The 21,557-nt window shown below is 64.9% G+C and carries 27 protein-coding genes; 12 read left to right on the forward strand and 15 right to left on the reverse strand.

The window, feature by feature from the left end:
- Positions 1-118 precede the first annotated feature (118 nt).
- Complete coding sequence (locus tag FJ418_RS24620; protein ID WP_140645047.1) at positions 119-301, forward strand: hypothetical protein; 183 nt, start codon at positions 119-121, stop codon at positions 299-301.
- Here FJ418_RS24620 and FJ418_RS24625 read toward each other — a convergent pair.
- The gene (locus FJ418_RS24625) at positions 298-1,221 is read right to left on the reverse strand and encodes a glycine--tRNA ligase subunit alpha (RefSeq protein ID WP_176480037.1); all 924 of its coding nucleotides are present in this window, start codon (positions 1,219-1,221) and stop codon (positions 298-300) included. The two genes, FJ418_RS24620 and FJ418_RS24625, sit on opposite strands and share 4 nt — an antisense overlap.
- Positions 1,222-1,410: 189 nt before the next feature.
- Here FJ418_RS24625 and FJ418_RS24630 point away from each other — a divergent pair, with 189 nt between their 5' ends.
- A complete protein-coding gene (locus tag FJ418_RS24630) occupies positions 1,411-1,872 on the forward strand; it encodes a GNAT family N-acetyltransferase (RefSeq protein ID WP_140785989.1) in 462 nt (153 codons plus the stop codon).
- Positions 1,873-2,162: 290 nt separating this feature from the next.
- On the opposite strand, the gene FJ418_RS24635 is transcribed toward FJ418_RS24630, so the two are convergent.
- The 6 genes from FJ418_RS24635 to FJ418_RS24660 all read right to left on the reverse strand — a co-directional run bounded on the left by FJ418_RS24635 (position 2,163) and on the right by FJ418_RS24660 (position 7,249).
- A complete protein-coding gene (locus tag FJ418_RS24635) occupies positions 2,163-3,938 on the reverse strand; it encodes a tetratricopeptide repeat protein (RefSeq protein WP_140645049.1) in 1,776 nt (591 codons plus the stop codon).
- 10 nt (positions 3,939-3,948) lie between these two features.
- Positions 3,949-4,203, reverse strand: a complete 255-nt coding sequence (locus FJ418_RS24640) for a hypothetical protein (RefSeq protein ID WP_140659456.1) — start codon at positions 4,201-4,203, stop codon at positions 3,949-3,951.
- A 42-nt stretch (positions 4,204-4,245) separates the two neighbouring features.
- Positions 4,246-4,662: a DUF1284 domain-containing protein gene (locus tag FJ418_RS24645; RefSeq protein ID WP_140870058.1), complete on the reverse strand. Its 417-nt coding sequence runs from the start codon at positions 4,660-4,662 to the stop codon at positions 4,246-4,248.
- The gene (locus FJ418_RS24650) at positions 4,659-5,267 is read right to left on the reverse strand and encodes a biotin transporter BioY (protein ID WP_140786332.1); all 609 of its coding nucleotides are present in this window, start codon (positions 5,265-5,267) and stop codon (positions 4,659-4,661) included. The genes FJ418_RS24645 and FJ418_RS24650 overlap by 4 nt, the downstream gene beginning before the upstream one ends.
- Before the next feature lie 195 nt (positions 5,268-5,462).
- Positions 5,463-6,128, reverse strand: coding sequence for a GntR family transcriptional regulator (locus FJ418_RS24655; RefSeq protein ID WP_140659459.1), 666 nt, complete (start codon positions 6,126-6,128; stop codon positions 5,463-5,465).
- A 107-nt stretch (positions 6,129-6,235) separates the two neighbouring features.
- The gene (locus FJ418_RS24660) at positions 6,236-7,249 is read right to left on the reverse strand and encodes a polyprenyl synthetase family protein (RefSeq protein ID WP_140645054.1); all 1,014 of its coding nucleotides are present in this window, start codon (positions 7,247-7,249) and stop codon (positions 6,236-6,238) included.
- A 178-nt stretch (positions 7,250-7,427) separates the two neighbouring features.
- Between FJ418_RS24660 and FJ418_RS24665 the strand changes: the two genes are divergently transcribed.
- The 7 genes from FJ418_RS24665 (at position 7,428) to FJ418_RS24695 (ending at position 11,817) form a co-directional block, all read left to right on the forward strand.
- Complete coding sequence (locus FJ418_RS24665; protein WP_027164594.1) at positions 7,428-7,652, forward strand: DUF2007 domain-containing protein; 225 nt, start codon at positions 7,428-7,430, stop codon at positions 7,650-7,652.
- Positions 7,652-8,449, forward strand: coding sequence for a methyltransferase (locus FJ418_RS24670; RefSeq protein WP_181167080.1), 798 nt, complete (start codon positions 7,652-7,654; stop codon positions 8,447-8,449). Before FJ418_RS24665 ends, FJ418_RS24670 begins: the two co-directional genes overlap by 1 nt.
- Positions 8,450-8,686: 237 nt before the next feature.
- Entirely contained in the window at positions 8,687-9,544 is an 858-nt protein-coding gene (locus FJ418_RS24675; protein WP_140659461.1) for a S49 family peptidase, read from the forward strand.
- Positions 9,545-9,628: 84 nt separating this feature from the next.
- Positions 9,629-9,814, forward strand: a complete 186-nt coding sequence (locus FJ418_RS24680; RefSeq protein WP_027164591.1) for a membrane protein — start codon at positions 9,629-9,631, stop codon at positions 9,812-9,814.
- A 22-nt stretch (positions 9,815-9,836) separates the two neighbouring features.
- On the forward strand, positions 9,837-10,733 hold the full coding sequence (locus FJ418_RS24685; protein WP_140870061.1) for a 4-(cytidine 5'-diphospho)-2-C-methyl-D-erythritol kinase: 897 nt from the start codon (positions 9,837-9,839) through the stop codon (positions 10,731-10,733).
- On the forward strand, positions 10,720-11,271 hold the full coding sequence (gene moaB, locus FJ418_RS24690) for a molybdenum cofactor biosynthesis protein B (protein WP_140870063.1): 552 nt from the start codon (positions 10,720-10,722) through the stop codon (positions 11,269-11,271). The genes FJ418_RS24685 and moaB overlap by 14 nt, the downstream gene beginning before the upstream one ends.
- Positions 11,272-11,391: 120 nt before the next feature.
- Positions 11,392-11,817: an aldehyde-activating protein gene (locus FJ418_RS24695; RefSeq protein ID WP_140857390.1), complete on the forward strand. Its 426-nt coding sequence runs from the start codon at positions 11,392-11,394 to the stop codon at positions 11,815-11,817.
- 48 nt (positions 11,818-11,865) lie between these two features.
- Here FJ418_RS24695 and FJ418_RS24700 read toward each other — a convergent pair whose 3' ends face one another.
- Positions 11,866-12,369, reverse strand: coding sequence for a glycosyltransferase (locus FJ418_RS24700; protein ID WP_140857392.1), 504 nt, complete (start codon positions 12,367-12,369; stop codon positions 11,866-11,868).
- Between the two features lie 149 nt (positions 12,370-12,518).
- On the opposite strand from FJ418_RS24700, the gene FJ418_RS24705 reads away from it, so the two are divergent.
- Both FJ418_RS24705 and FJ418_RS24710 read left to right on the forward strand, forming a co-directional pair.
- Positions 12,519-13,673: a PA0069 family radical SAM protein gene (locus tag FJ418_RS24705; RefSeq protein ID WP_140645060.1), complete on the forward strand. Its 1,155-nt coding sequence runs from the start codon at positions 12,519-12,521 to the stop codon at positions 13,671-13,673.
- A gap of 196 nt (positions 13,674-13,869) precedes the next feature.
- A complete protein-coding gene (locus FJ418_RS24710) occupies positions 13,870-14,568 on the forward strand; it encodes a ribonuclease HII (RefSeq protein ID WP_140870066.1) in 699 nt (232 codons plus the stop codon).
- A gap of 129 nt (positions 14,569-14,697) precedes the next feature.
- Here FJ418_RS24710 and FJ418_RS24715 read toward each other — a convergent pair whose 3' ends face one another.
- The 7 genes from FJ418_RS24715 to FJ418_RS24745 form a co-directional block, all read right to left on the reverse strand.
- On the reverse strand, positions 14,698-15,189 hold the full coding sequence (locus tag FJ418_RS24715; RefSeq protein WP_140659467.1) for a F0F1 ATP synthase subunit B: 492 nt from the start codon (positions 15,187-15,189) through the stop codon (positions 14,698-14,700).
- Positions 15,190-15,201: 12 nt separating this feature from the next.
- The gene (locus FJ418_RS24720; RefSeq protein ID WP_140645063.1) at positions 15,202-15,783 is read right to left on the reverse strand and encodes a F0F1 ATP synthase subunit B; all 582 of its coding nucleotides are present in this window, start codon (positions 15,781-15,783) and stop codon (positions 15,202-15,204) included.
- Between the two features lie 61 nt (positions 15,784-15,844).
- The gene (locus FJ418_RS24725; RefSeq protein WP_027164582.1) at positions 15,845-16,069 is read right to left on the reverse strand and encodes a F0F1 ATP synthase subunit C; all 225 of its coding nucleotides are present in this window, start codon (positions 16,067-16,069) and stop codon (positions 15,845-15,847) included.
- 75 nt (positions 16,070-16,144) lie between these two features.
- Positions 16,145-16,906, reverse strand: a complete 762-nt coding sequence (locus FJ418_RS24730; RefSeq protein WP_140645064.1) for a F0F1 ATP synthase subunit A — start codon at positions 16,904-16,906, stop codon at positions 16,145-16,147.
- Between the two features lie 66 nt (positions 16,907-16,972).
- Positions 16,973-17,365 (reverse strand): AtpZ/AtpI family protein, encoded by a 393-nt coding sequence (locus tag FJ418_RS24735; protein WP_140645065.1) that lies wholly within the window; start codon positions 17,363-17,365, stop codon positions 16,973-16,975.
- 289 nt (positions 17,366-17,654) lie between these two features.
- Positions 17,655-18,836, reverse strand: coding sequence for a cell wall hydrolase (locus FJ418_RS24740; protein ID WP_140705202.1), 1,182 nt, complete (start codon positions 18,834-18,836; stop codon positions 17,655-17,657).
- 151 nt (positions 18,837-18,987) lie between these two features.
- On the reverse strand, positions 18,988-20,265 hold the full coding sequence (locus tag FJ418_RS24745; protein WP_140870069.1) for an MFS transporter: 1,278 nt from the start codon (positions 20,263-20,265) through the stop codon (positions 18,988-18,990).
- A 115-nt stretch (positions 20,266-20,380) separates the two neighbouring features.
- On the opposite strand from FJ418_RS24745, the gene FJ418_RS24750 reads away from it, so the two are divergent.
- A complete protein-coding gene (locus tag FJ418_RS24750) occupies positions 20,381-21,301 on the forward strand; it encodes a LysR substrate-binding domain-containing protein (protein WP_140870072.1) in 921 nt (306 codons plus the stop codon).
- Positions 21,302-21,557 lie beyond the last annotated feature (256 nt).

A 21,557-nucleotide genomic window follows, 5' to 3' on the forward strand; every position in this document is an offset into this window, starting at 1 on the left:
TTGCCACCCACTGTCGGGTTGGCGCCGGCCCACCCGTCCTTGGAGCAGAACTTCCCATGAACCGAACGCTGCGCTGAAGCGACAAACGCTCAGGCAGAGACCTATTGGCTGAACGACGATGAAGACGGCATCGAGAACCCTGCAGATCCTGGCGCTCAGCGCCTGCTTCGCCGCCCAGGCGCATGGCACGATCACGATGCCGGGGGTCAGGCAGGCCATGCGTACGATCGACGGCGCAACGGCGCAGATCGCATTGCCGAGCGCCGCCGCCGCCGAGACCGTGAAAGCCGTGTCGGCTTAAGCCGCCGCCAGCCCGCCCGCCCGCGTCTTCAGGAACGCCTCGCCGCACGCCTTGGCCAGATTGCGCACGCGCAGGATGTAGCTTTGCCGCTCAGTGACCGAGATCACGCCGCGCGCGTCGAGCAGGTTGAAGACGTGGCTCGCCTTGATGCATTGGTCGTAGGCCGGAAAGACCATGCGGTGCATCGCCAGATTGTCGCTCGGCTTGGGCGTGCCGGCATCGAGCAGCGCCTTGCACTCGGCCTCGGCGTCCTCGAAGTGTCTCAGCAGCATCGCGGTGTTGGCGAATTCGAAATTGTGGCGCGAATACTCCTGCTCGGCCTGCAGGAAGACGTCGCCGTAAGTGACCTTCTCGGCGCCTTCGCGGCCGTTGAAGTTCAGGTCGTAGACATTGTCGACGCCCTGGACATACATGGCGAGCCGCTCCAGGCCGTAAGTCAACTCGCCCGCCACCGGCGCGCATTCGATGCCGCAGACCTGCTGGAAATAGGTGAACTGCGAGACTTCCATGCCGTCGCACCAGCATTCCCAGCCGAGCCCCCAGGCGCCCAGCGTCGGGCTTTCCCAGTCGTCCTCGACGAAGCGGATGTCATGCAGCAGCGGATCGACGCCGATCGCCTCGAGCGAGCCGAGATAGAGTTCCTGCAGGTTCGGTGGATTGGGTTTCAGGATCACCTGATACTGGTAATAATGCTGCAGGCGGTTCGGGTTTTCGCCATAGCGGCCGTCCTTCGGCCGGCGCGAGGGTTGCACGTAAGCGGCGTTCCAGCGCAAGGGACCCAGCGCGCGCAAGGTGGTTGCCGGGTGGAAGGTGCCGGCGCCGACTTCCATGTCGTAGGGCTGCAGGATGAGGCAACCATAGTCCGCCCAGTAATTGTGCAAGGTCAGGATCAGCCCCTGGAAGGAGCGGCTGGGATGCATATGGGCGGGGATCTCGATGGTCACGGCGGCCTCGGAAAGCGCAGGATGACGCTTCCCTAGTTGCCGGGCCGGCAAGCGTCAAGGCGGCGGCTCGCGTCCCGCAAGTGGAAAGCATTGCGGCGGGCTGGCCCATTGCTGTCGAGCAGCGGCCACTGTTTGCTCCGTTGGTTCAACGACAAAGGTTTCGCCATGTCCGGTCAACTCACCGTGCGCCCCGTCACGAGCCAGGATTACGAGCAGTGGCTGCCGCTGTGGGATGGCTACAACGCGTTTTACGGGCGCTCCGGCCCGACGGCGCTAGCCGGCGAGATCACGCAGATGACCTGGTCGCGTTTCTTCGACGCCTATGAGCCGGTGCATGCGCTGGTGGCCGAGCGCGAGGGGAACCTGCTCGGTCTCGTGCACTATCTCTATCATCGCTCGACGACATCGATCGCGCCGAGCTGCTATTTGCAGGATCTCTTCACCACGCAAGCCGCGCGCGGCCAAGGCGTCGGCCGGGCGCTGATCGAGGGCGTCTACGAACGCGCCAGGCAGGCGGGCGCGAACCGCGTCTACTGGCTGACGCATGAGACGAACCACACGGCGATGCAACTCTACGACAAGGTCGGCGAGAAGTCCGGATTCGTCGTCTACAGAAAGATGTTCTAGTTTCTCGACACAGGGATTTGAAAGTCGCCATTTGTCGACGGGCAAGATTTTGGCCGGTCACTGCCGTGAAATCGGCACAAACGCTGAGGATTGGCTGGAGCCTCCCAACCTCGTCATTCCAGGGCGGAGCAGCCGCGAAGCGGCTTCGCGGAGACCCTGGAATGACGACGGGTGGGCATTTCGACCGATCTCCAACGCATGCCGCCTGCCAACGCCTAAGCTCGGCAGACGCCGAGCTAAACGAAAACGGGGCTCGACGAGCCCCGTTTTCTTGAACGCTGGCGAGCGGGCTAGCCTTTCGGCGCGGGCGTCGGCTCCGGCTTCACCTTCGGGGTTTCCTGCGCGGTGTTGGATTCGATCGGCGGCAGGCCCTTGAGCAGCTTCTGCTGCAAGGTGGCAAGGACATCCGGGTCCGGCTTCAGGTCACGCGCCTGGGTCCACTGATAGGTGGCCTCGAGCTTGCGGCCGACGCGCCAGTAAGCGTCGCCGAGATGGTCGTTGAGGACCGGATCCTCCGGCTTCAGCGAGACGGCGCGCTCCATCTCGCGCACGGCGTCGTCGAAGCGACCCATGCGGAAATAGGCCCAACCAAGCGAATCGACGATGTAGCCGTCGTTCGGCCGCAGATCCACGGCCTTCTGGATCATCGCCAGGCCTTCCTTGAGGTTCATGTTCATGTCGACCCAGGAATAGCCGAGATAGTTCATGACCTGCGGCTGGTCGGGCTGCAGTTCCAGCGCCTTGCGGAAATTCGGTTCCGCCTTCGGCCATTCCTTCAGCCGCTCATAAGCGATGCCGCGCTGGTAGAAGATGTTCCAGTTGGCGGCGGTCGGCGTCTTCAACTGCTCGACGGCCTTGTCGTAGAGATTGGCGGCCGAGCGGAAATCTTCCTTCGAGCCATAGACGCCGCCCAGCGCCAGATAGGCGCGCATGTCCTCCGGATGCTTGTCGAGATAGGCCTTGAGGTGGGAAATCGCTTCGTCGTGCTTGTCAAGATCGGCAAGGTTGAGGCCGATCTGCAGGTCGGAGAGCTCTTTGAGCGGCGATGACGCCGGAATACGGCGGTATAGCGCGACCGCGCCTTCGCCGTCCTTGAGCTGCTCGGCAACGGCGGCAAGCTGCACCAGGGCCGCGTCGCTGTCGGGCTTCAGCGCCAGCGCATATTGCAGGTAAAGGCGCACGAAAGGCTCGCCGCCGCCGCGGTTGAGCGCGGTGGCAAGGTCGAGCAGGATTTCGGACGCGCCGTCGGCCGGGCCGGCCACCAGCGGCTCGATCTTGTCGCCCTTGGCTATGCGGTCGCGCAGCGTAGTGATTTCGAGCTTGCCCGGCGCGAAGGCCTCGGCCTGGTTCAACACCGCCAGCGCCTTCGACTTGTCGCCCTTGCGGACGAGGAAGGAGGCATAGGCCTGCGCATTGCGCATCCAGGTTTCGGGCGCGGAGCCGCCGGCCGTGGTATCGGCCAGGGTGGCGGCGTAGAGTTCATCGGCCTTGTCGTTCAGGCCGGCAGCGTCAGCGATCAGCGCGCGGTGGAACGATTTGAACAGGCCGAACCAGTCCGGGCCCTTGAGCTTGTCGACGGAATCCATGGCCTCGGACGCGTTGCCGGCGCCTTCCTTGGCCCAGCCGTCCATCACGCCGGAAAGCAGCCGGTCGAGATCGGATTCGAGCGAGAGCTTCAACCAGTACTGCGCCTTGGCGTAGTCCTTCTTGTGGAAGGAATCGATGGCCAACGCGAGGCGCGAGAAGCGCTCGACATCCGGCACTTCCTTCAGCTTGTCTGCGTAGACCAGCGATTCCTCGAAGCGGCCTTGCGCGACCAGAGCCAGCATCAAGCTCTGCTGCAGATCCTTGTCGTCCGGGGCAAAGGCCAGCGCCTGCTTGTAATAAGCGATCGCGTCGTCGAGGTCGTTGTCGCTTTCTGCGATATGAGCCGCGAGATACGCGCCCGAGAAAGACGTGATCTGGAGCGGTTGGGCATCTTCCTTGGCTTGGACCGGCAGCACCCAAAGCGCCACACCGGTCAAAAATGCCAGCCTCGTCAGCCAGCGCGCACGTCCTTGCCGCATCGTATCCCTTTCAGCCAGATGCGATCCCGCCCTTGGAGGACCGCCCACAGACTCGATCTTTTCGGGTCAAAGCATGGCCTTTTTGGGGTCGGGCTTCAATCGCCAAGCGAATCACAATGCAATCATCCGGCTTAAAAAACGATGCCGCGCCACCGAAAAATCCCGCGCGGAGGCCCGGGATGCCCATATGCCGGCATCGGGCTGCCTGGATCAGGATGACGTTGCGTTGAATCGCCATCCTGATCCAGTTCTTTTGTTGGAGCATGATCTTTTCCGAAAACCGCGGCCCACTTTTCGGGATCATGCTCTAAAGACGCGTGTCGCTGAATCCGCCGGCGGCAACCGCGTCGCACAGGCCGGACCATTCGCAGCCCGAGCACGCCTGGCGCGTCAGGCCGCCGGAAAAAGCCTTGCGCATCCCTGCCAGCCTGGAAGCATCCAGCACCAACCGGTCGCCGTCCTCGATCGGCTGGCCGAGGAAAGCCCCCACGTCGCGCGCGGCGAGCCCGTCCCGCTCAGCGGCGCTTTGGCGCAGGCAATGCGGCTCCGGTTCGCCGAGCAGCGGTGCGCAGATGTCGTCCGGACCGGAAACGATCACCACCCCCTCGCCCTCGCCCAGCCGCTTCACCACCTTGTCGTAGTTGGCGGTGAAGGCCTGCGAGTAGCCCTTGCCGACATAGGTCAGCAGGCAGAGCAGGTGATGGGCGCGCAGCCTGACGGTCATCGCGTCCCGGACGAGCGGTCGCGCTGTTCCGCCCGATAGGTGGAAAAGAGCTTCAGCGTCGCCGCGCCCAGCGCCGACTTGAGCAGGCCGCCGACAATGAAGGGCAGGAAGCCGAAGGTGATGGCCTTCTCGGCGCCGATCATGACGGCGAGCCAGGCGGTGCCGAGAACCAGGCAAAGCAAGTTGCCGATGAGCATGGCGGCGAAGGCGAGCATGACGCGGTTGCCGTTCCAGCCGCGTTCGGCCAGCCAACCGACAAAGGCGCCGACGACCGGGAAGGCGAAGAGATAGCCGCCGGTCGGACCGACGAAATGCTGAATGCCGGCCGCCCCGCCCGCCAGCACGGGAAACCCTGCCGCGCCTTCGACCAGCCAGGCGGCAATGGTGAGCGCGCCGAAGCGCCAGCCGTAGAGCGCGCCGACCAGGGTGACGGCGAAAGTCTGCATGGTCACCGGCACCGGCACCATCGGCACCTCGATATAGGAGGACAGCGCCAGGAACAGCGAGCCAAGAATGACGGCGCCGATCTGCCAGGCGAGCGAACGGCTGTGCAGCCGCAGTGGGCTGAAGGAGGGTTTTTGGGCCGAAACGGCTGCGTTGGTCACGATGTCTTCCTTGGCTTGTGTGAAATTATAGATAATTTTTGAACTTCATCTATTATTGAATCCATATTTTGAAACGAATGGCAAGCGCCTGCCCTCGAACTCGTCATTCCAGGGCGGAGCAAGGGAGCGAAGCGACGCGCGCAGACCCCGGAATGACGAAGCTGAGCGGCCTCGGCCCATCGCCAATCACCGAACCTACCCCACGATGGCGAAGGCGTCTCGCGTTCTGCCGGAGGCGGTCTTGACCGGCTTCTGGCCGATCCATTGCACGTGCCGCCCGAGGGTCGCTGCGGCCGATTCGGTGTTGCCTTGTCTCAGCGCGCTCAGGATCGCGCGGTGATCCTGGTCGGTGCGGATTTCCCATTCCGAGCGCCAGGCCGCGAACAGGAAGCGCGCGCTCGCCGCATGCAGGTCGTCGATGGTGGAGAGCAGGCGCGGCATGTTGCAGGGCGCCAGGATCAGCCGGTGGAAGGTGCGATTGGCCTCTTCCCAGGAGCGCACGTCGCCGGACTTGTCGCCGGCCTTGGTCGCCTCCTCGGCCAGGTCGAGGATCGACGCCGTCAGATGCGGCGCGGCATGGCGCAGCGCCAGCACTTCGAGCGCGGCCCGCATCTCGGCCACTTCCCTGACCTCGCCGAGATCGAAAGAAGCCACGCGCACGCCGCGGCGCGGCTCGCTGATCGCCAAACCTTGCGCCTCGAGGCGGCGAAAAGCCTCGCGCACCGGCACATGGCTGGTGTTGAATTCCTCCGCGACATGGTCCTGGCGCAGCCGCGAGCCGGGCTCGATGGCGCCCGAAATGATGCGGTCCGCCAGTTCCTTGCTGATGCGGACGGCGATTGTGTCTTCTGTGCTGGCCATATTTTATAGATAATTTGCCGGACCGCCCTTTGTCGAGACGGCCGGCGCGCGATTCACAGGCGCCCTGCCCGGCGGATGCCAGGCAAGTCCCGAGAAGACAGACCGGCTCAGTTGACGCGGCTGATGCAGAAGTCGATGACGTCGATCAAAGCCGACTTCTGCGGCGTCGCTTCCAGCGGCGCCAGCGCGTCGCGGGCGATCTCGCCGAAATGGCGGGCGCGGCCGATCGTGTCGGCGATGGCGCCGTGGCGGGTCATCAGGCCGATCGCCTTTTCGAGCCCGGCATCGTCGGCGACATTGTCCTCGATGGCGCGCTTCCAGAAGGTGCGCTCGGCCTTGGTGCCGCGCCGGTAGGCGAGGATCACCGGCAGCGTCACCTTGCCCTCGCGGAAATCGTCGCCGACATTCTTGCCGAGATCCTTGCTCGAGCCGCCATAATCCAGCGCGTCGTCGATGAGCTGGAAGGCCAGGCCGAGATTCATGCCGTAAGAGCGAAGCGCGGCGCGATCGGTGCGCGAGGCCTGGGCGATGACCGGCCCGACTTCCGCGGCGGCCGAAAACAGCGCCGCGGTCTTGGCCTTGATGACGGCGAAATGCTCATCCTCGGTGGTCTCGAGGTTCTTCGCGGCGGCAAGCTGCATGACCTCGCCCTCGGCGATGATGGAGGCCGCGGCCGACAGGATGTCCAGCGCCTCCAGCGAACCGACCTCGACCATCATGCGAAACGCCTGGCCGAGCAGGAAATCGCCGACGAGCACGCTCGCCTGGTTGCCCCAGATCATGCGCGCCGTCTTCTTGCCGCGGCGCAGCGCGCTCTCGTCGACCACGTCGTCATGCAGAAGCGTCGCGGTGTGCATGAACTCGACCGCCGTGGCGAGCTTGACATGGCCTTCGCCGGAATAGCCGAACATCTGCGCGGCGGCGAGCGTGAGCATGGGCCGCAGCCGCTTGCCGCCGGACGAGATCAGGTGGTTGGCGATCTCCGGGATCATCTCGACGTCGGAGCCGGCCTTGGACAGGATCAGCTCGTTGACCCGCCCCATGTCGGCCGCCGTCAGATCGATCAAATCCTTGATGGAAGCGGGTTCCCGCTTGCCTTCGATGTTGAGAACGACACCCACCACGACAACTCCCGTCTCTTCAACGCGCACGAGTTAACGCGCACGACGGCACCCTTAATCCCGCTCCGACTCTAGGGCGGCACAACCGGGCACGGCAAGAGGCGAATTGGCGCGGCTTCGCCGACGGTGTGTCTATCCGCACGTTTACAGGAACGCCGCAACCTGCGACTTTCGTTCCATGATCGAGCTTGTCCGCACCAACGACGCCGTCGTGATCTCCTTTGTCGAATCGCTGATGCGCGACGCCGGCATCGCCTGTTTCGTCGCCGACCAGAATATGAGCGTGCTCGACGGCTCGCTCGGCATCCTGCCGCGGCGGGTGATGGTCGATGCCGAGAAGGTCGATGCGGCGCGCCGCATCCTCAAGGATGCCGGCATCGAGAACGAGATCCGCAAAAAATAATGGCAGCCAGCACCGCCCCCGTCCCGGATACGCCGGCGCACACAGTCGATGCCTTCCATCGCGGGCGCTTCTGGCTGGTGCAGCCGAGCCGGGGCGGTCATCGCGCCGGCATGGACGCCATGATGCTGGCGGCCGCCGTGCCGTCCGGCTTTTCCGGCCGGCTCGCCGATTTCGGCGCGGGCGCCGGCGCGGCGGCCCTTGCCGTGCTGTCGCGCTGCCCGGCGGCGCAGGCAGTGCTCGTCGAACGCTCGGCCGAAATGGCCGGGTTCGCCGCCGCCACGCTTTCGCATCCCGGCAATGCCTATCTCGGCGACCGCGCTTCGGTGCTGGCGGCCGACGTCACGCTGGCCGGCCGGGCGCGTGTGGAAGCCGGCCTTGCCGACAACCAGTTCGATTTCGTCATCATGAACCCGCCGTTCAACGCCGCCGAGGATCGTGCCACCCCCAATGCGCTGCGCAGGGAGGCGCATGTCGTCGAGGACGGGCTGTTCGAGCGCTGGATCAGGAGCGCCGCCGCCGTCGCCAGGCCGCGCGGCGGCCTGGCCGTCATCGCCCGGCCCGAGCAATTGGTCGCCATCCTCGATGCGATCGAGGGGCGCTTCGGCGACGCCGAGATGCTGTGCGTGCATCCGCGGCCGGACGCGGCGGCGATCCGCATCGTCGTCAGGGCGGTGCTCGGCGCGCGTGGAAAACTGTCGATCCGCCCGCCGCTCACCTTGCACGGACCATCGGGCAACGCGCCGGCGGAGCGGACGGAAATGATCAATAACGGCCTGGCATCGCTGTTCGGCGATTGATCCTTGAAGCGCGTCGCGTTGAAATGGATTCTAGCGACGCGCTTCAAGTTTTTGTTTTATGCATGTCTTTTTCGCAAAACCGCTGCACACTTTTGCGCGACATGCACTGGCTGGCGATGCGGCATTGCCGTTGGCCAGCGAATTCCTACATGCCCAAAGCAAGCTGACGCCCGTGAAACAGACCAACCGACCTGATCTCATCTTGCTGCTTTGCAAATCGACCGGAGACATTCCTTCGTGAAACGCCTCTTCAACCGCCTGCTGCCGAAATCCTGGCGCTCGACAGCCGTCACCATTCCGGTCATCCGGCTGCAAGGCGCCATCATGGCGGGCGGCGGCCAATTCCGGCCGAGCCTGTCCCTCGCCTCGACGGCCGGCGTCATCGAAAAGGCATTCAGCTTCGATGCGCCGGCGGTTGCCATCTCGATCAATTCGCCGGGCGGCTCACCGGTGCAGTCGCGGCTGATCTTCAAGCGCATCCGCGACCTGGCGGTGGAAAAGGACAAGAAGGTGCTGGTCTTCGTCGAGGACGTGGCGGCTTCCGGCGGCTACATGATCGCGATTGCCGGCGACGAGATCTTCGCCGACCCGTCGTCGATCGTCGGCTCGATCGGCGTGGTCTCGGCCTCGTTCGGTTTCCCCGAGTTGATGAAGAAGATCGGCGTCGAGCGGCGTGTCCACACCGCCGGGCAGAACAAGGCCGTGCTCGATCCGTTCAAGCCTGAGAAAAAGGAAGACGTCGAGCGGCTGAAGGCACTGCAGCTCGACGTGCACGAGACCTTCATCGACCTCGTCAAGGAGCGGCGCGGCAGCAAGCTCAAGGACGACCCGGATCTGTTCACCGGCCTGTTCTGGACCGCCAAACGAGGCCTCGAGCTCGGCCTTGTCGATGCGCTGGGCGATATGCGCGGTGTGCTCAGGACGCGTTTCGGCGACAAGACGCAGCTCAAGCTGATCACCGCGCCGCGCGGGCTTTTCGGTCGATTTGGCCTGTTTGGCTCGCGTGTTTCGGCGCCGGATATCGCGGCGGCCGCCGCCAGCGGCGTCCTCGATGCGGCGGAAGAGCGCGCGCTATGGGCGCGCTTCGGGCTTTGAAAAAGCCATGAATGCGGCTAGCATGGCTGCTTGACCGACCCATTCGACCGGCCTTGCCGCGAGGACGCGGGAGGAGTTTTAGAGATGCCGCAGATCATTTTCTTCGCCGTTGTCGGCGCCGCCGCTTACTTTGGTTACCGCGCTTTCGTGCGCGAAGCCGAGCGCGTGACGGCAAAAATCCGGCGGACCGAGAAACAGGCGGCGAACGGCACGATGGGCACACTGGTCAAGGATCCCAAGACCGGCGAATACCGTCTCGCCAAGGACTGATCCCATCTCGCCAGCAGCCAACATTCTCGAGCCCGGCGCAGAGGTCCGGACATGGCTTGCGCCGGCCAAGATCAACCTGGCGCTGCATGTCACCGGACGGCGCGCCGACGGCTACCATCTCATCGACAGCCTTGCCGTCTTCACCCGCTTCGGCGACCGGCTCGAGATCGAGCCGGCGGAGCACGACGAGTTCTCGGTATCCGGCCGTTATGCCGCCGGCCTGCCGCTCGACGGCGACAATCTGGTGGTGAAGGCGCGCGATGCCTTGCGCCGGGAAGCCGGTGCGCAGCATGCGCCGCCGGTTGCCATCAAGCTGGAGAAGAACCTGCCGATCGCGTCCGGCGTCGGCGGCGGCTCCAGCGACGCGGCGGCGGCGCTCAACGGCCTTGCGCGGCTCTGGAAGCTCGATATCGACGACATTTCGCTGGCGCGGATCGGGCTTTCGCTCGGCGCCGACCTGCCGATGTGCCTGACGTCAAAACCGCTGGTCGCGCGCGGCATCGGCGATGAGGTGTCACCGCTCTCCGCATTTCCGGCGCTTGGCCTGGTCCTGGTCAATCCGGGCGTCGCCGTCTTGACGCCCGACGTGTTCAAGGCGCTGTCCAGCCGCGACAACGAGGCGCTGCCGCCGCTGCCGAAGCGCCTCGACTTCCACGCCATCCGCAACTGGCTGGAGACGACGCGCAACGATCTCGAGGCACCTGCCCGCTCGATCCAGCCGGCGATCGGCGAGGCGCTGAAGGCGCTCAAGCGCGCCGACGCAGCTTTCGTGCGCATGTCCGGCTCGGGCGCCACGTGTTTCGGCCTGTTCGAGACCGGCAATGTCGCCAAGCGCGCGGCGATCGAGATCCGCGCGCGCCATCCCGACTGGTTCGTCGCCGCGACGCGCAGCATGGAGGTGACCGATGGCGAAGCTTGACGAGAGCCGGTCCTTCATCCCGCTGCGCATTGCGGTGCTGACCGTGTCCGATACCCGCAGCCTTGCCGACGACAAGTCCGGCCAGACGCTGGCCGACCGCATCACGGAGGCCGGCCATACGCTTGCCGCCCGCGACATCGTCACCGACGACCGCAAGAATATCCGCGACAAGGTTCTCGGCTGGTCGAAGGACGAAAACATCGATGTCGTCATCACCACCGGAGGCACCGGCTTCACCGGCCGCGACGTGACGCCGGAAGCGCTGGAGCCGATTTTCGAAAAGCGCATGGACGGCTTTTCGGAAGTCTTTCACCGCATCTCCTATGACAAGATCGGCACCTCGACGATCCAGAGCCGGGCGACAGGCGGCGTCGTCAACGCCACCTTCGTCTTCGTGCTGCCGGGCTCGCCCGGCGCCTGCAAGGACGCCTGGGACGGCATCATCAAGGCGCAGCTCGACTACCGGCACATGCCCTGCAACTTCGTCGAGATCATGCCGCGGCTGGACGAGCATCTCAGGCGTGGCGGCAAGACCTAAAGGCAAAACATCCCGACCGGCATCCGGTTTGCAGGCGGAATGGCGCTCTCGCCTACGAGCAGCCATTCCGAAGCCGCGACCGGCAAAGTACCTTGTGCTGCGAACAAGGGACAATCTGCCATGACCGTTCACAGCGGCGGATGCCATTGCGGCAACATCCGCCTCAGCTTCTCCACCACGCTCGGCCCGGCCGGACTGGAAATTCGCGCCTGCCAGTGCTCGTTCTGCACCCGGCATGGCTCGCGCGCGGCCGCCGATCCGAACGGACGCCTGAGCATCTCAGTCGAAGACAGGGCACGGCTGCAGGTCTACCGCTTCGGCCTGCGCACCGCCGACTATCTCGTCTGCCGCGAGTGCGGCGTCTATGTCGCGGCAATCGCCGGAGACGGTGACGACGCCACGGCGGTCGTCATTGTCAACGCGCTTGACGATCACGAGTTGTTCTCCCGCCAGCCGGTCGCCGTTCGGTTCGATGCCGAAACGCGCGAGCAGCGTGTCGCCAGGCGCCGCAGGGCCTGGATGCCCGTCGAAATCAGAGGGACCTGACTGGGCAGGGACAGCGCTTCTTCCTTCTCCCACAAGGGGGAGCCTGCATCACTTCGGCGGCGCCACCCAGATTTCGGCGTTCAGCCTTCTGGTGGCAAGACCACGCGCCAGGGCCTCGGCGCCGCGCGCGCTCTTTGCCAGGGCCGAGGCCTGACGCTTGCTGATGACAAGACCCTCGGCCAACGCGCGGTTGCCCGAAAAGACGCGGGCCAGGAAAGGCGCACGGTCGGCCCGGGCGCGTGAAAACCGCGCCGGCATGGTTTGCTTCGCCGTGTGCGCCACCACCTCGTCGATCCATCCCTCGGCAAGCCGCGCGCCGGGTTCCAGAAAAAGCAGCCAATCGCCCTTGGCCTTGCCGATGCCGGCGCCGATGCCGCCGGTCACATAATGGCAGCCGGCATGTTCGGCCACCCGATGCGTCTGGTCGGTCGAGCCCTGATCGCAGACGATCACGTCGCGCACCACACCCTCGACCGCGCCGCCGACCAGCGAGGCGAGCGTACGGGCAAGACCCTCTTCGTCGTTGCGGGTTTCGATGAGAACGCTGAGCATCCTTAGCCGAATAGCGGAAAGCCGCGACTTGCGCCAGCTACGGCTTTTCGCCGAAAAAGTTCTTGCTTTGTTCTCTTCGGTAAAATAGGAATAGTTTCATGAACAGAGCGATTCGACAGCCTGCCGACAGTCCCTGGGAGAGGGCGAAAATGGAACAGATCGTGCGTGCCGACATTGCTGCTTTCGGAGCAGGCAGAGCCGAGATGGCCAATGCAATGATCGAACAGAGCGGCATGCGCGTGCGGCCCGATCGCAATCGCGGCCGCTCGGCCGGCATTAACCCGTCCGGCCGGTTCGAGCCGGTCAGCCGCCATGTGTTCGACGACGGCTGGAACTCGCTGGAGGAACTGCCGCCGTTCAAGACGGAAGTGCAGGTCGAGAAGCCGCGCACGATCATCACCCGCAACGAGTCGCCGGACATCTCCTTCGACCGTTCGATCAACCCCTATCGCGGCTGCGAGCATGGCTGCGTCTACTGCTTCGCCAGGCCGACGCATGCCTTCATGGGCCTGTCACCGGGGCTCGATTTCGAATCGAAACTTTTCGCCAAGCCGGATGCCGCGCGCATGCTGGACAGGGAATTGTCGAAACCGGGCTACCAGCCGCGCACGATCGCCATCGGCACCAATACCGATCCCTACCAGCCGATCGAGAAGCAATACCGCATCATGCGCGAGATTCTGGAAGTGCTGGAGGCGCGCGGCCATCCGGTCGGCATCGTCACCAAGTCGGCGCTGGTGACGCGCGACATCGACATCCTGTCGCGCATGGCCGAGCGCGGCCTTGCCAAGGTGGCGCTGTCGGTGACGACGCTTGACCGCATGCTGGCGAGAACTATGGAGCCCCGCGCGTCGACGCCGACGAAACGGCTGGAGGCGATCAGGCAGCTTTCGGATGCTGGCATTCCGGCATCGGTGATGGTGGCGCCGATCGTTCCGGGCCTCAACGATCCGGAGATGGAACGCATCCTCGATTCGGCCAGGGCCGCCGGTGCAAGGGAGGCGGGATACGTCATCCTGCGCCTGCCGCTTGAAGTGGCGCCGATCTTCAAGGATTGGCTGCTGCGCCACTATCCCGACCGCTACCGGCATGTGATGTCGCTGATCCGCTCGATGCGCGACGGCAAGGACTACGATTCCGAATGGGGCAAGCGCATGAAGGGCGCCGGTCCCTATGCCTGGCAGATCGGCCGGCGCTTCGAGATCGCCGCCAAGCGGCTCGGCCTCAATGTCGAGCGGCGGCAGCTTCGCACCGACCAATTCGTCGCAGGTTCGGGCGCCGGCGAACAACTGATGCTGCTTTAACCTCAGTGCCGGCCATGACGGGCCGGCGCTAAGCAATTCCAGGCCAAGCGATTTTCCGTCTGGAATTGTCATCCTTTTCAAGAATCCCGTCCGGCCACTGTCCCCCGGCCGCGAGACGGTGCCTTCCCGGTCCGACGCCCCATCCGACCCGGAAGGACTTGCGGAGAATCGGAGCCGATGCGAACCTCGCCGCACCATGGCTCGCGCGCGTTCCGATTCTCCGCTTCTCTTTGAAATGGTCGAGAAGCCCGACTTCTCGATCGAGACGAAGGCGATGGCCGACGGGCTGTGGCCAGTCGCCGGCATGGACGAGGCAGGGCGCGGTCCGCTCGCCGGACCGGTGGTGGCCGCCGCGGTGGTGCTCAACCCCGCCAATATCCCGGAAGGCCTCGACGATTCCAAACGCCTCACCCATTTGCAGCGCGAGGCGCTGTTCCTCAAGATTCTGGGGTCGGCGCTCAGCGTCTCGATGGCCTCGATCAGCGCCGAAGGCATCGACAACAGCAACATCCTGAAAGCCAGCCTCGAAGCGATGCGTCGCGCCGCCGCCGGCCTGTCGTTGCAGCCGAAGCTCGCTTTGGCCGACGGCCGCGACATTCCGCCGGGTCTCGGCTGCGAAGGCCGGGCGCTCATCAAGGGCGACCAGCGCTCGCAATCGATCGCTGCAGCCTCGATCGTCGCCAAGGTGATGCGCGACCGCATGATGTGCGGCTGCGGCGGACACCACGAACATTACGGCTTCGAGGTGCATATGGGCTACGCGACGGTCCGGCACCGGACCGCGATCGAGATGCATGGGCCGGTGGCAAGGCTGCACCGGGCCTCGTTCGCGCCGTTCAGGCTGGGTGGCGCGGAAATGGTGGAAGAGGAAGAGGGCTTCGCCGGGTTGGAGTGAGCGGGAGCGATGGTGACGGCCAATCTCCCCACAAGGGGGAAGAGCGGCAGCGTCGCCGTCCCGCTTTTCTCTCGAACAAAAAAGCCGCCAGGTTGCCCGGGCGGCTTCATGTCGGCGGTCTAAATCCGCTCAGTTCAGCTTGGCCTTGACGTCATCCAGCGCCGACTTGAACAGGTCCGCGCCTGCCTTGACGTCGACCTTGGCGGCGAGCAGCGCGCGGGCGGCCTCGACGGCGATGTCGACGGCCGAGGCGCGCACTTCGCTGACGGCCTCGCGCTCGGCCTGGCTGATCTTCTGCTCGGCAAGCGCGGTGCGCCGGGCGACATAGTCCTCGGTCTTCTTGGCCGCTTCGGAAGCAAGCAGCTCAGCCTCGCGCTTGGCGGCGGCGACGATGTCGGCGGCCTCCTTCTCGGCTTCCCTGCGCTTCTGCTGATACTGGCCGAGCAACTGCTGGGCCTCTTCACGAAGCTTGCGCGCTTCCTCGAGCTCGCCGCTGATCTTGGCCGCGCGGGCGTCGAGCGACTTGGCGAGCATGCCCGGCACCCTCAGGTAGACGACAGCGCCTAAGAAGATGAGCATCGCAATGGTTGCCCAGAGCGTGGCGAGTGATGTGGCGTCCATGATCCTCGCTCCTCACCGGCTCGCGGATTTGACCGCAGCCGCGATCTCGGCCTTGTCAGTCTTGCCGCCGACAAGCGCCTCGACGATGGCCGACGTGGTGTCCTCGGCGATCGTGCCGACTTCCTTCATCGCCTTGGCCTTGATCGAGGCGATGCTCGCCTCGGCCTCGCCAAGCTTCTTCTCGAGCTCGGCCTCGAGCTTCTTGCGCGTACCCTCGGCTTGCGCCTTGGCGGCGTCGTTCGCCTGCTGGCCGATCTTGTTGGCATTGGCCTTGGCCTCCGCCAGTTCCTGCTCATAGGCGGCAACCGCGGCGTCCGCCTCGCCCTTCAGCCTTGCGGCATGGTCGAGATCCTGGGTGATGCGGTCGTTGCGGACATCGATGATGCCGCCAAGACGCGGCATCACAACCCGCTTCAGGAACAGGTAGAAGAGCCCGAAGGTGATGACCAGCCACAGGATCTGCGACGGGAAGGTCTTGGCATCGAACGGCGGGAACGTTTCATGCTCCGCGGCAGGCACGGCGGTGCCTGCATGCGTATCGCCCTCGGCCGCGGCCGGCGCTGCTTCTTGCGCATAGGCAGATGTCACGAACATCTCATTCCCCTGTCCCTAGAACGGGGCCGCACCATGCGGCCCCTTTCGTCAGCTCTGGCTCTTACTTGAAGACCAGGAGCAGAGCGATCAGGAGCGAGAAGATGCCCAGAGCTTCGGTCACGGCGAAGCCGAAGATCAGGCGGCCGAACTGGCCGTCGGCAGCCGACGGGTTGCGGAGCGCACCCGAGAGGTAGCTGCCGAAGATGTTGCCGAGGCCGATGCCCGCGCCGCCCATGCCGATGCAGGCGATACCAGCGCCGATAGCAGCTGCTGCAGTTGCGTCCATTTCAAAACTCCTGTGGTTTCTCTATTCGTTGCAGTTGGTACGTTGGGTAAGCTGGCGCCGGGGCGCCGGTGAAAATCAGTGGCTCGGGTGCAGGGCGTCGTTCAGATACATGCAGGTCAGCACCGCGAACACATAGGCCTGCAGGAAGGCGACCAGCAGTTCGAGCGCGGAGAGTGCAACGGCCATGGCAAGGGGCAGCACCGAGCCAGCGATACCGACGGCGCCGAACGCGCTCAGGCTGACGACGAAGCCCGAGAACACTTTGAGCGTGATGTGGCCGGCCAGCATGTTGGCGAAAAGACGAACCGAGAGGCTGACCGGCCGCGAAACGAAGGAGATGATTTCGATCGCCACCACCAGCGGCAGAAGGTAGCCCGGCACGCCCTGCGGCACGAACAGCTTGAGGAAGCCGAAGCCGTGCTTGGCGAAGCCGTAGACGAGGACCGTGCCGATGACCAGGATTGCCAGCGTGAAGGTGACGATGATGTGGCTGGTCACGGTGAAGAAATAGGGGAACAGGCCGATCAGGTTGGCGACCAGCACGAACATGAACAGCGAGAACACCAGCGGGAAGAACTGCATGCCCTGCTTGCCGGCGGCGTCGCGCAGCATGTTGCCGACGAATTCGTAAGCCATCTCGGACACCGACTGCAGGCGGCCCGGAATGAGCGCGCGGCTGGCCGTGCTCATGTAGAGGAAGGCCGACGCCAGCACGATCGTCACGACCATGAACAGGGAGGAGTTGGTGAAAGAGACGTCGTAGCCGCCGATATGCAGCGGGATGATCGGATGGATCTGGAACTGGTGGATCGGATCGACCTTGTCAGCAGCAGCCACTTTAAATCCCCGTCAAAGCCACAACCGGCTTTTTAAGTTCACTTCGGCGCCCTGCGGCGCCCCACTTCATTCTTTCGGCTCGCGCGGCTTGCCGCCCTGGCCGAATTCGGATGCAAGTCCCGCCGAGCGCAGGACATTGAGTATACCAGCGCCAAAGCCCAGCAACAGGCCGACGATCAGACCCCAGGGCGCTGTTCCCGCCAGGCGGTCGATGATCCAGCCCAAGCCGACACCAACCACCACTCCGGCGATGAACTCGCTGGACAGTTTCAGCGCCTGACCGTAACCGGTCGCAGCTCTCGCTTCGTCTTTCCCCTCGAACCGGTCCGTGCGTCTCGTCGCAAGCGATGCTTCGAGACTACGCCGGCGGCGCTCAAGTTCGTCGTCGCGGATGGTGGCTTCTGGCTGCCTGCCGCGGCCGGTTTCTCCGGTTCCGTCTGGCCCGGTTTTGTCGGCCATCGCAACCCCCCTGCCCGGGCAGACGATTGCCGTCCGTCCGCTTCTAAAGTCGCCGGCAACATAGTTAGAGGGTCCGCCCCCGTCAAGCCACGGACCGAACTTCCAAGCGATGTATTTTTTGTAGTTAAATCAATGATTTATCGAGGTGCGACATCGTGCCCTTCACGGCCGCGTGAGGACTCGGCGCGAATCCGCGCAACAAGGCGCGTCCGCCGAGGCATTGCCGGGTGTCGAAGGAAGGATAGCCGGGGCGGTGGTTTAGGCGGCTCAGCTCGAGCCGCCAGCCGGCTCAGCTCCAGCCGCCGCCATAGGTGCGGTAGAAGATATGCAGGCCGATCCTGGTCATCTTGTGCATGGCTCGCGCCCAGCCCGGATGGACGTAATTGGCGTAGTAATGCGTCGATGAGCCGACCTCGGGAATGAAGATCTTGCCGGCGGTCACCGCCATGGCGACCTCCTGGGCGGTCTTGTAGGAAGCCTGGTCGGTGATGGTCTTCTTCCTGCCGTCGCAGGCAAAGGAGAACTGGCAGCGGTTGAACCAGTTGTCGTTCTGGTAGACGACGCCGCAGATCGTCTTGGGATAGGCGGGATTGCGGACGCGGTTGAGGATCACCTGGGCGACCGCCGCCTGGCCGCGCACGGGCTCGCTGCGCGCTTCGAAATAGATGCCCTTGGCGAGGCACGCCTGTTCTGGCTGGGAGAAGACGCTTGCCGGCAGCGGGTTCTGGATCCACGAATGGTCGCCCTTGCCCATCGGCGGGATGAAGCGGCCATCGTTCGGATCGTCCTGCAGCAGCGCCTCGAAGGGCGAGGCCTTGGCATAGTCGGGCGCGGACTGGGCATAGGCGGTGGCGAGGATATCCGGCTTGTCGTTGTTGACGAGGGCGACAAGCGCCGCCGGCAGCGCCGGATCCGGCTTCTTGTCCTCGCGAAGATGGAAGGCCTGGGCGATCTGGACTTCCTTGCCCTTGATGCCAGGCTTGGCGAAGGTGAGCTTCAGCCCGCTGTCCATGCTCGGGCGAAGCAGCGAGGAGGTGCGCTCGAAGATCGAGCCGGCGCTGAAATTCTTGGGCGGCGCGACCGGTGCCACCTTGACCAAACGGCCCTTCTTGTCGGCGCGCATGACGCGGTCTTCGTCGGGCGTGGCGCCTGCGACATTGCCCTTGCCGCGAAAGGCCACCGTGCCGACGCCCGGCAGATCGACGCCGGAACCGGAGAGCGAGCCGGTGGTGAGGGAATCGACAAACGGCATTTCGGCGGCATGCACCGAGCCGGCGGCGGATTTCTCGATATAGGCGTTCCAGCGGGTGTCGGACGATTCCAGGCCGGAGATCAGGCTTGCCATATCCTGATAGGCGACGGCCGACGGAAAGCCGATCCAAATGCCGAGCCCGAGCACCAAAGGAGGAAGAAAAGAACGTTTTTTCGCAACGGCGGCGGCGGCAAGCCGCAATGAAACGCGTCGATGCACGGAACTCTCCAGAACGCTACTGACCCCGGAGAGTCAAAATGAAGCATTAACCTTGATGCGGGGTTAACGACATCGATCGTGTTCTTTTCATGTTTGAGCGAAGCCGGCTTGCCGTTTCCGCGGCAAGCCGGCGAGGAATCAGACTGGTGAATCAGGCCGGGCGCAGGAAGATCGGCCAGGCGGCCGCCGCGCAGATCGCGGCCGCGAACCACACGCCCGGCCATGCGAAGAACACCAACAGCCAAGGAATGGCGATCGGCACAACGCAGAAGCCAACGAACACAAAGCTGTTGGCCAGGCTGAGCGCGGTGCCGACATGGCCGGCACCGGCAAGCGTGGCAAGTTCGGTATAGGCGACGCCATGCCAGGCGGAGACGGATATGCCGGCAACGACGACCATCAGCGGGAGCAGCGGCACCAGCGACGGTGCTCCGGCGGCGCCGATCACCAACAGCCAAAGCACCAGGAATGCCAGCGTGCTCAACGCGCTGCAGAGTTTCAGGAACGGCCGGCGGTTGCCATGCCGGTCGGTGAAGCGCCCACTCCAGATACGCATCACCATTGCGCCGGTCTGCACGGCGGCGAGGCTGGCGCTGGTCACAAAGGTGGCCATGCCGGCGAAGTCGTGCAGGAAGACCGAGGCGAAGGTCAGCACCGCGACCTGCGGGAAGCAGAGCAGGCCGATGGCGGTCGAGATGCGCCACACCTCGATGTTGCGCAAGGGTGCCGGGCCGCTTGTCGCGGCGGCGGCGCGGCCGCCGCTTGCCACCGGCGGCTCGTGCAGCCAGCGCCAGGCAAACCAGGCTGACAGAGCGGAGACGGCCGCAAGCAGGCCGAAGACCGCGGTGAAGCCTAGGGCCAGCGCCAGGGACGGCAGGACGAGAGCGCCCAGCCCGCCGCCAAGCGGCACCGCCGTCTGCCGGATGCTCATGGCGAAGCCGCGCTCGCCCTCGCCGAACCAGCCCATGATGGCGCGGCCGCTGGAGCCGTTGACGCTGCCGCCGAGCAGGCCGGCGACGAGCAGGCTTGCCGACAGCGGCGCGACGCCGGGAATGGCCGTTTTTGTCGGCACGACAAGCATGGCCATGATGAGAAGCCACGCGGCTGTCGCGCCAAGTCCGGTCAGGAGCACGCGGCGGTCGCCCCAGCGATCGGTGAGCACGCCCCAGGGCAACTCGCTGAGCGCCACGCCGAGGCCGAGCAGCCCAAGCGCCAAACCCAGCGCGGCATTGTCGAGGTGAAAGCCCTGGCGCATAGCCACCGCGGTCGCCGGGATGCCGGAGAAGGTGGCGGAGAAGCCGGCATTGGCGGCGACGCCGATGCCCAGCACCTTCCAGCGATGATTGGGACCGAAGGCGCGGCGAGCAGGGTTGCCGGCACTTTCTCCCGCGGGCGGCTGGCAGTCGTTTCGTGTGACGATGGCGGACATGGTTCCATTCCCGAGACGGCCGGCTGACGGCTTGACGGACGGGATGTAGCGCCATAGCTTTATCCATAAAATCAGGAAGTTTTTGATCAACAATCCTGAAAATCAGGACAATCTCATGCGCCGCGTCACTTTTGACCTCGACGTCCTCAGGACCTTCGTCACCGGCATGGAGCTGGGCAGCTTCGCCAAGGCGGCCGAGCGGCTGGGACGCTCGACGTCCGCGGTCAGCGCGCAATTGAAAAAGCTCGAAGAACAGGCGGACACGCCGGTCTTCCGCAAGGCGGGGCGCGGCCTGGCGCTCACCGAGGCCGGCGAGACGATGCTTGGCTATGCGCGGCGGCTGATCGAGCTCAACGACGAGGCGGCCTCCGCCATCCGAGACATCGAACTGGAAGGCTGGGTGCGGCTCGGCCTGCAGGAGGATTTCGGCGAGGCCGTGCTGCCGGACGTGCTCGGCCGCTTCGCCCGCGCCCATCCCAAGGTCCGCATCGAAGCGCGGATCGGGCGCAGCCACGACCTGGCCGAGCGCGTCCTGTCAGGCAATCTCGACATCGCGCTCGCCTGGCATGACGGCATGACGCTGCCCTACAGCCGCCATGTCGCCGACGTGCAGGCGCGCTGGATCGGTCCGGCAAAGCCGATCGAGGCCGGTCCGCGCAAGGGTGAGCCGCTGCCGCTGGTGGTGTTCGAGGCGCCGTGCCTCTTGCGCACCGTGGCGACCGAAACGCTCGACCGCGCGGGCATGCCCTGGCGCATGGCCTTCTCGAGCCCCAGCCTTGGAGGCATCTGGGCGGCGGTGGCGGCAGGCCTCGGCCTGACGATCCGCACCGATATCGGCTTGCCGGCCAATGTCAGGGCGATCGCACCGGGAATTCTGGAACTTCCCGCCCTGCCCACGATGGCGCTGCATCTGCACCAGAAGGACGCCGAGCTCGATCCGGTGGCGGCGCGGCTGGCCGAGATATTGCTGCAGGCGGCGATGGAGACGTTGCCTGAGGGAGCGCGAACCCGCGATGGGTTGCGAGAGGTCGCTTAGCTTTTTCGGACAGGTAGTGCTGCGGATCGAAGTACCCGGCGTCGCGTTCCGTCACACCCCCCTCTGTCCTGCCGGACATCTGCCCCGCAAGGGGGGAGATCAGACGTCACGCAGACTTTCGCTACTCTCCCACGTTGCAGGATCGGCGGCGCGCCGAAGCTGCCAATCTCCCCCCTTGCGGGCAGGGCTATCGCATATGAGTGATCGCATTGATGAGATAGTCGTCGTTCCAGGCGCATTTCTTGATGCGATGGCT

Origin of the sequence: Mesorhizobium sp. B2-8-3, from assembly GCF_006440815.1 — a bacterium.
Lineage (GTDB): Bacteria > Pseudomonadota > Alphaproteobacteria > Rhizobiales > Rhizobiaceae > Mesorhizobium.

Bases quoted from the DNA above. Each gene is read 5' to 3' on its own strand.
- FJ418_RS24620 (WP_140645047.1), top strand. From the start codon at position 119: ATGAAGACGGCATCGAGAACCCTGCAGATCCTGGCGCTCAGCGCCTGC.
- FJ418_RS24625 (WP_176480037.1), bottom strand. From the start codon at position 1,221: ATGCATCCCAGCCGCTCCTTCCAGGGGCTGATCCTGACCTTGCACAAT.
- FJ418_RS24630 (WP_140785989.1), top strand. From the start codon at position 1,411: ATGTCCGGTCAACTCACCGTGCGCCCCGTCACGAGCCAGGATTACGAG.
- FJ418_RS24635 (WP_140645049.1), bottom strand. From the start codon at position 3,938: ATGCGGCAAGGACGTGCGCGCTGGCTGACGAGGCTGGCATTTTTGACC.
- FJ418_RS24640 (WP_140659456.1), bottom strand. From the start codon at position 4,203: ATGCTCCAACAAAAGAACTGGATCAGGATGGCGATTCAACGCAACGTC.
- FJ418_RS24645 (WP_140870058.1), bottom strand. From the start codon at position 4,662: ATGACCGTCAGGCTGCGCGCCCATCACCTGCTCTGCCTGCTGACCTAT.
- FJ418_RS24655 (WP_140659459.1), bottom strand. From the start codon at position 6,128: ATGGCCAGCACAGAAGACACAATCGCCGTCCGCATCAGCAAGGAACTG.
- FJ418_RS24665 (WP_027164594.1), top strand. From the start codon at position 7,428: ATGATCGAGCTTGTCCGCACCAACGACGCCGTCGTGATCTCCTTTGTC.
- FJ418_RS24670 (WP_181167080.1), top strand. From the start codon at position 7,652: ATGGCAGCCAGCACCGCCCCCGTCCCGGATACGCCGGCGCACACAGTC.
- FJ418_RS24680 (WP_027164591.1), top strand. From the start codon at position 9,629: ATGCCGCAGATCATTTTCTTCGCCGTTGTCGGCGCCGCCGCTTACTTT.
- moaB (WP_140870063.1), top strand. From the start codon at position 10,720: ATGGCGAAGCTTGACGAGAGCCGGTCCTTCATCCCGCTGCGCATTGCG.
- FJ418_RS24695 (WP_140857390.1), top strand. From the start codon at position 11,392: ATGACCGTTCACAGCGGCGGATGCCATTGCGGCAACATCCGCCTCAGC.
- FJ418_RS24700 (WP_140857392.1), bottom strand. From the start codon at position 12,369: ATGCTCAGCGTTCTCATCGAAACCCGCAACGACGAAGAGGGTCTTGCC.
- FJ418_RS24705 (WP_140645060.1), top strand. From the start codon at position 12,519: ATGGAACAGATCGTGCGTGCCGACATTGCTGCTTTCGGAGCAGGCAGA.
- FJ418_RS24710 (WP_140870066.1), top strand. From the start codon at position 13,870: ATGGCTCGCGCGCGTTCCGATTCTCCGCTTCTCTTTGAAATGGTCGAG.
- FJ418_RS24715 (WP_140659467.1), bottom strand. From the start codon at position 15,189: ATGGACGCCACATCACTCGCCACGCTCTGGGCAACCATTGCGATGCTC.
- FJ418_RS24720 (WP_140645063.1), bottom strand. From the start codon at position 15,783: ATGTTCGTGACATCTGCCTATGCGCAAGAAGCAGCGCCGGCCGCGGCC.
- FJ418_RS24725 (WP_027164582.1), bottom strand. From the start codon at position 16,069: ATGGACGCAACTGCAGCAGCTGCTATCGGCGCTGGTATCGCCTGCATC.
- FJ418_RS24735 (WP_140645065.1), bottom strand. From the start codon at position 17,365: ATGGCCGACAAAACCGGGCCAGACGGAACCGGAGAAACCGGCCGCGGC.
- FJ418_RS24745 (WP_140870069.1), bottom strand. From the start codon at position 20,265: ATGTCCGCCATCGTCACACGAAACGACTGCCAGCCGCCCGCGGGAGAA.
- FJ418_RS24750 (WP_140870072.1), top strand. From the start codon at position 20,381: ATGCGCCGCGTCACTTTTGACCTCGACGTCCTCAGGACCTTCGTCACC.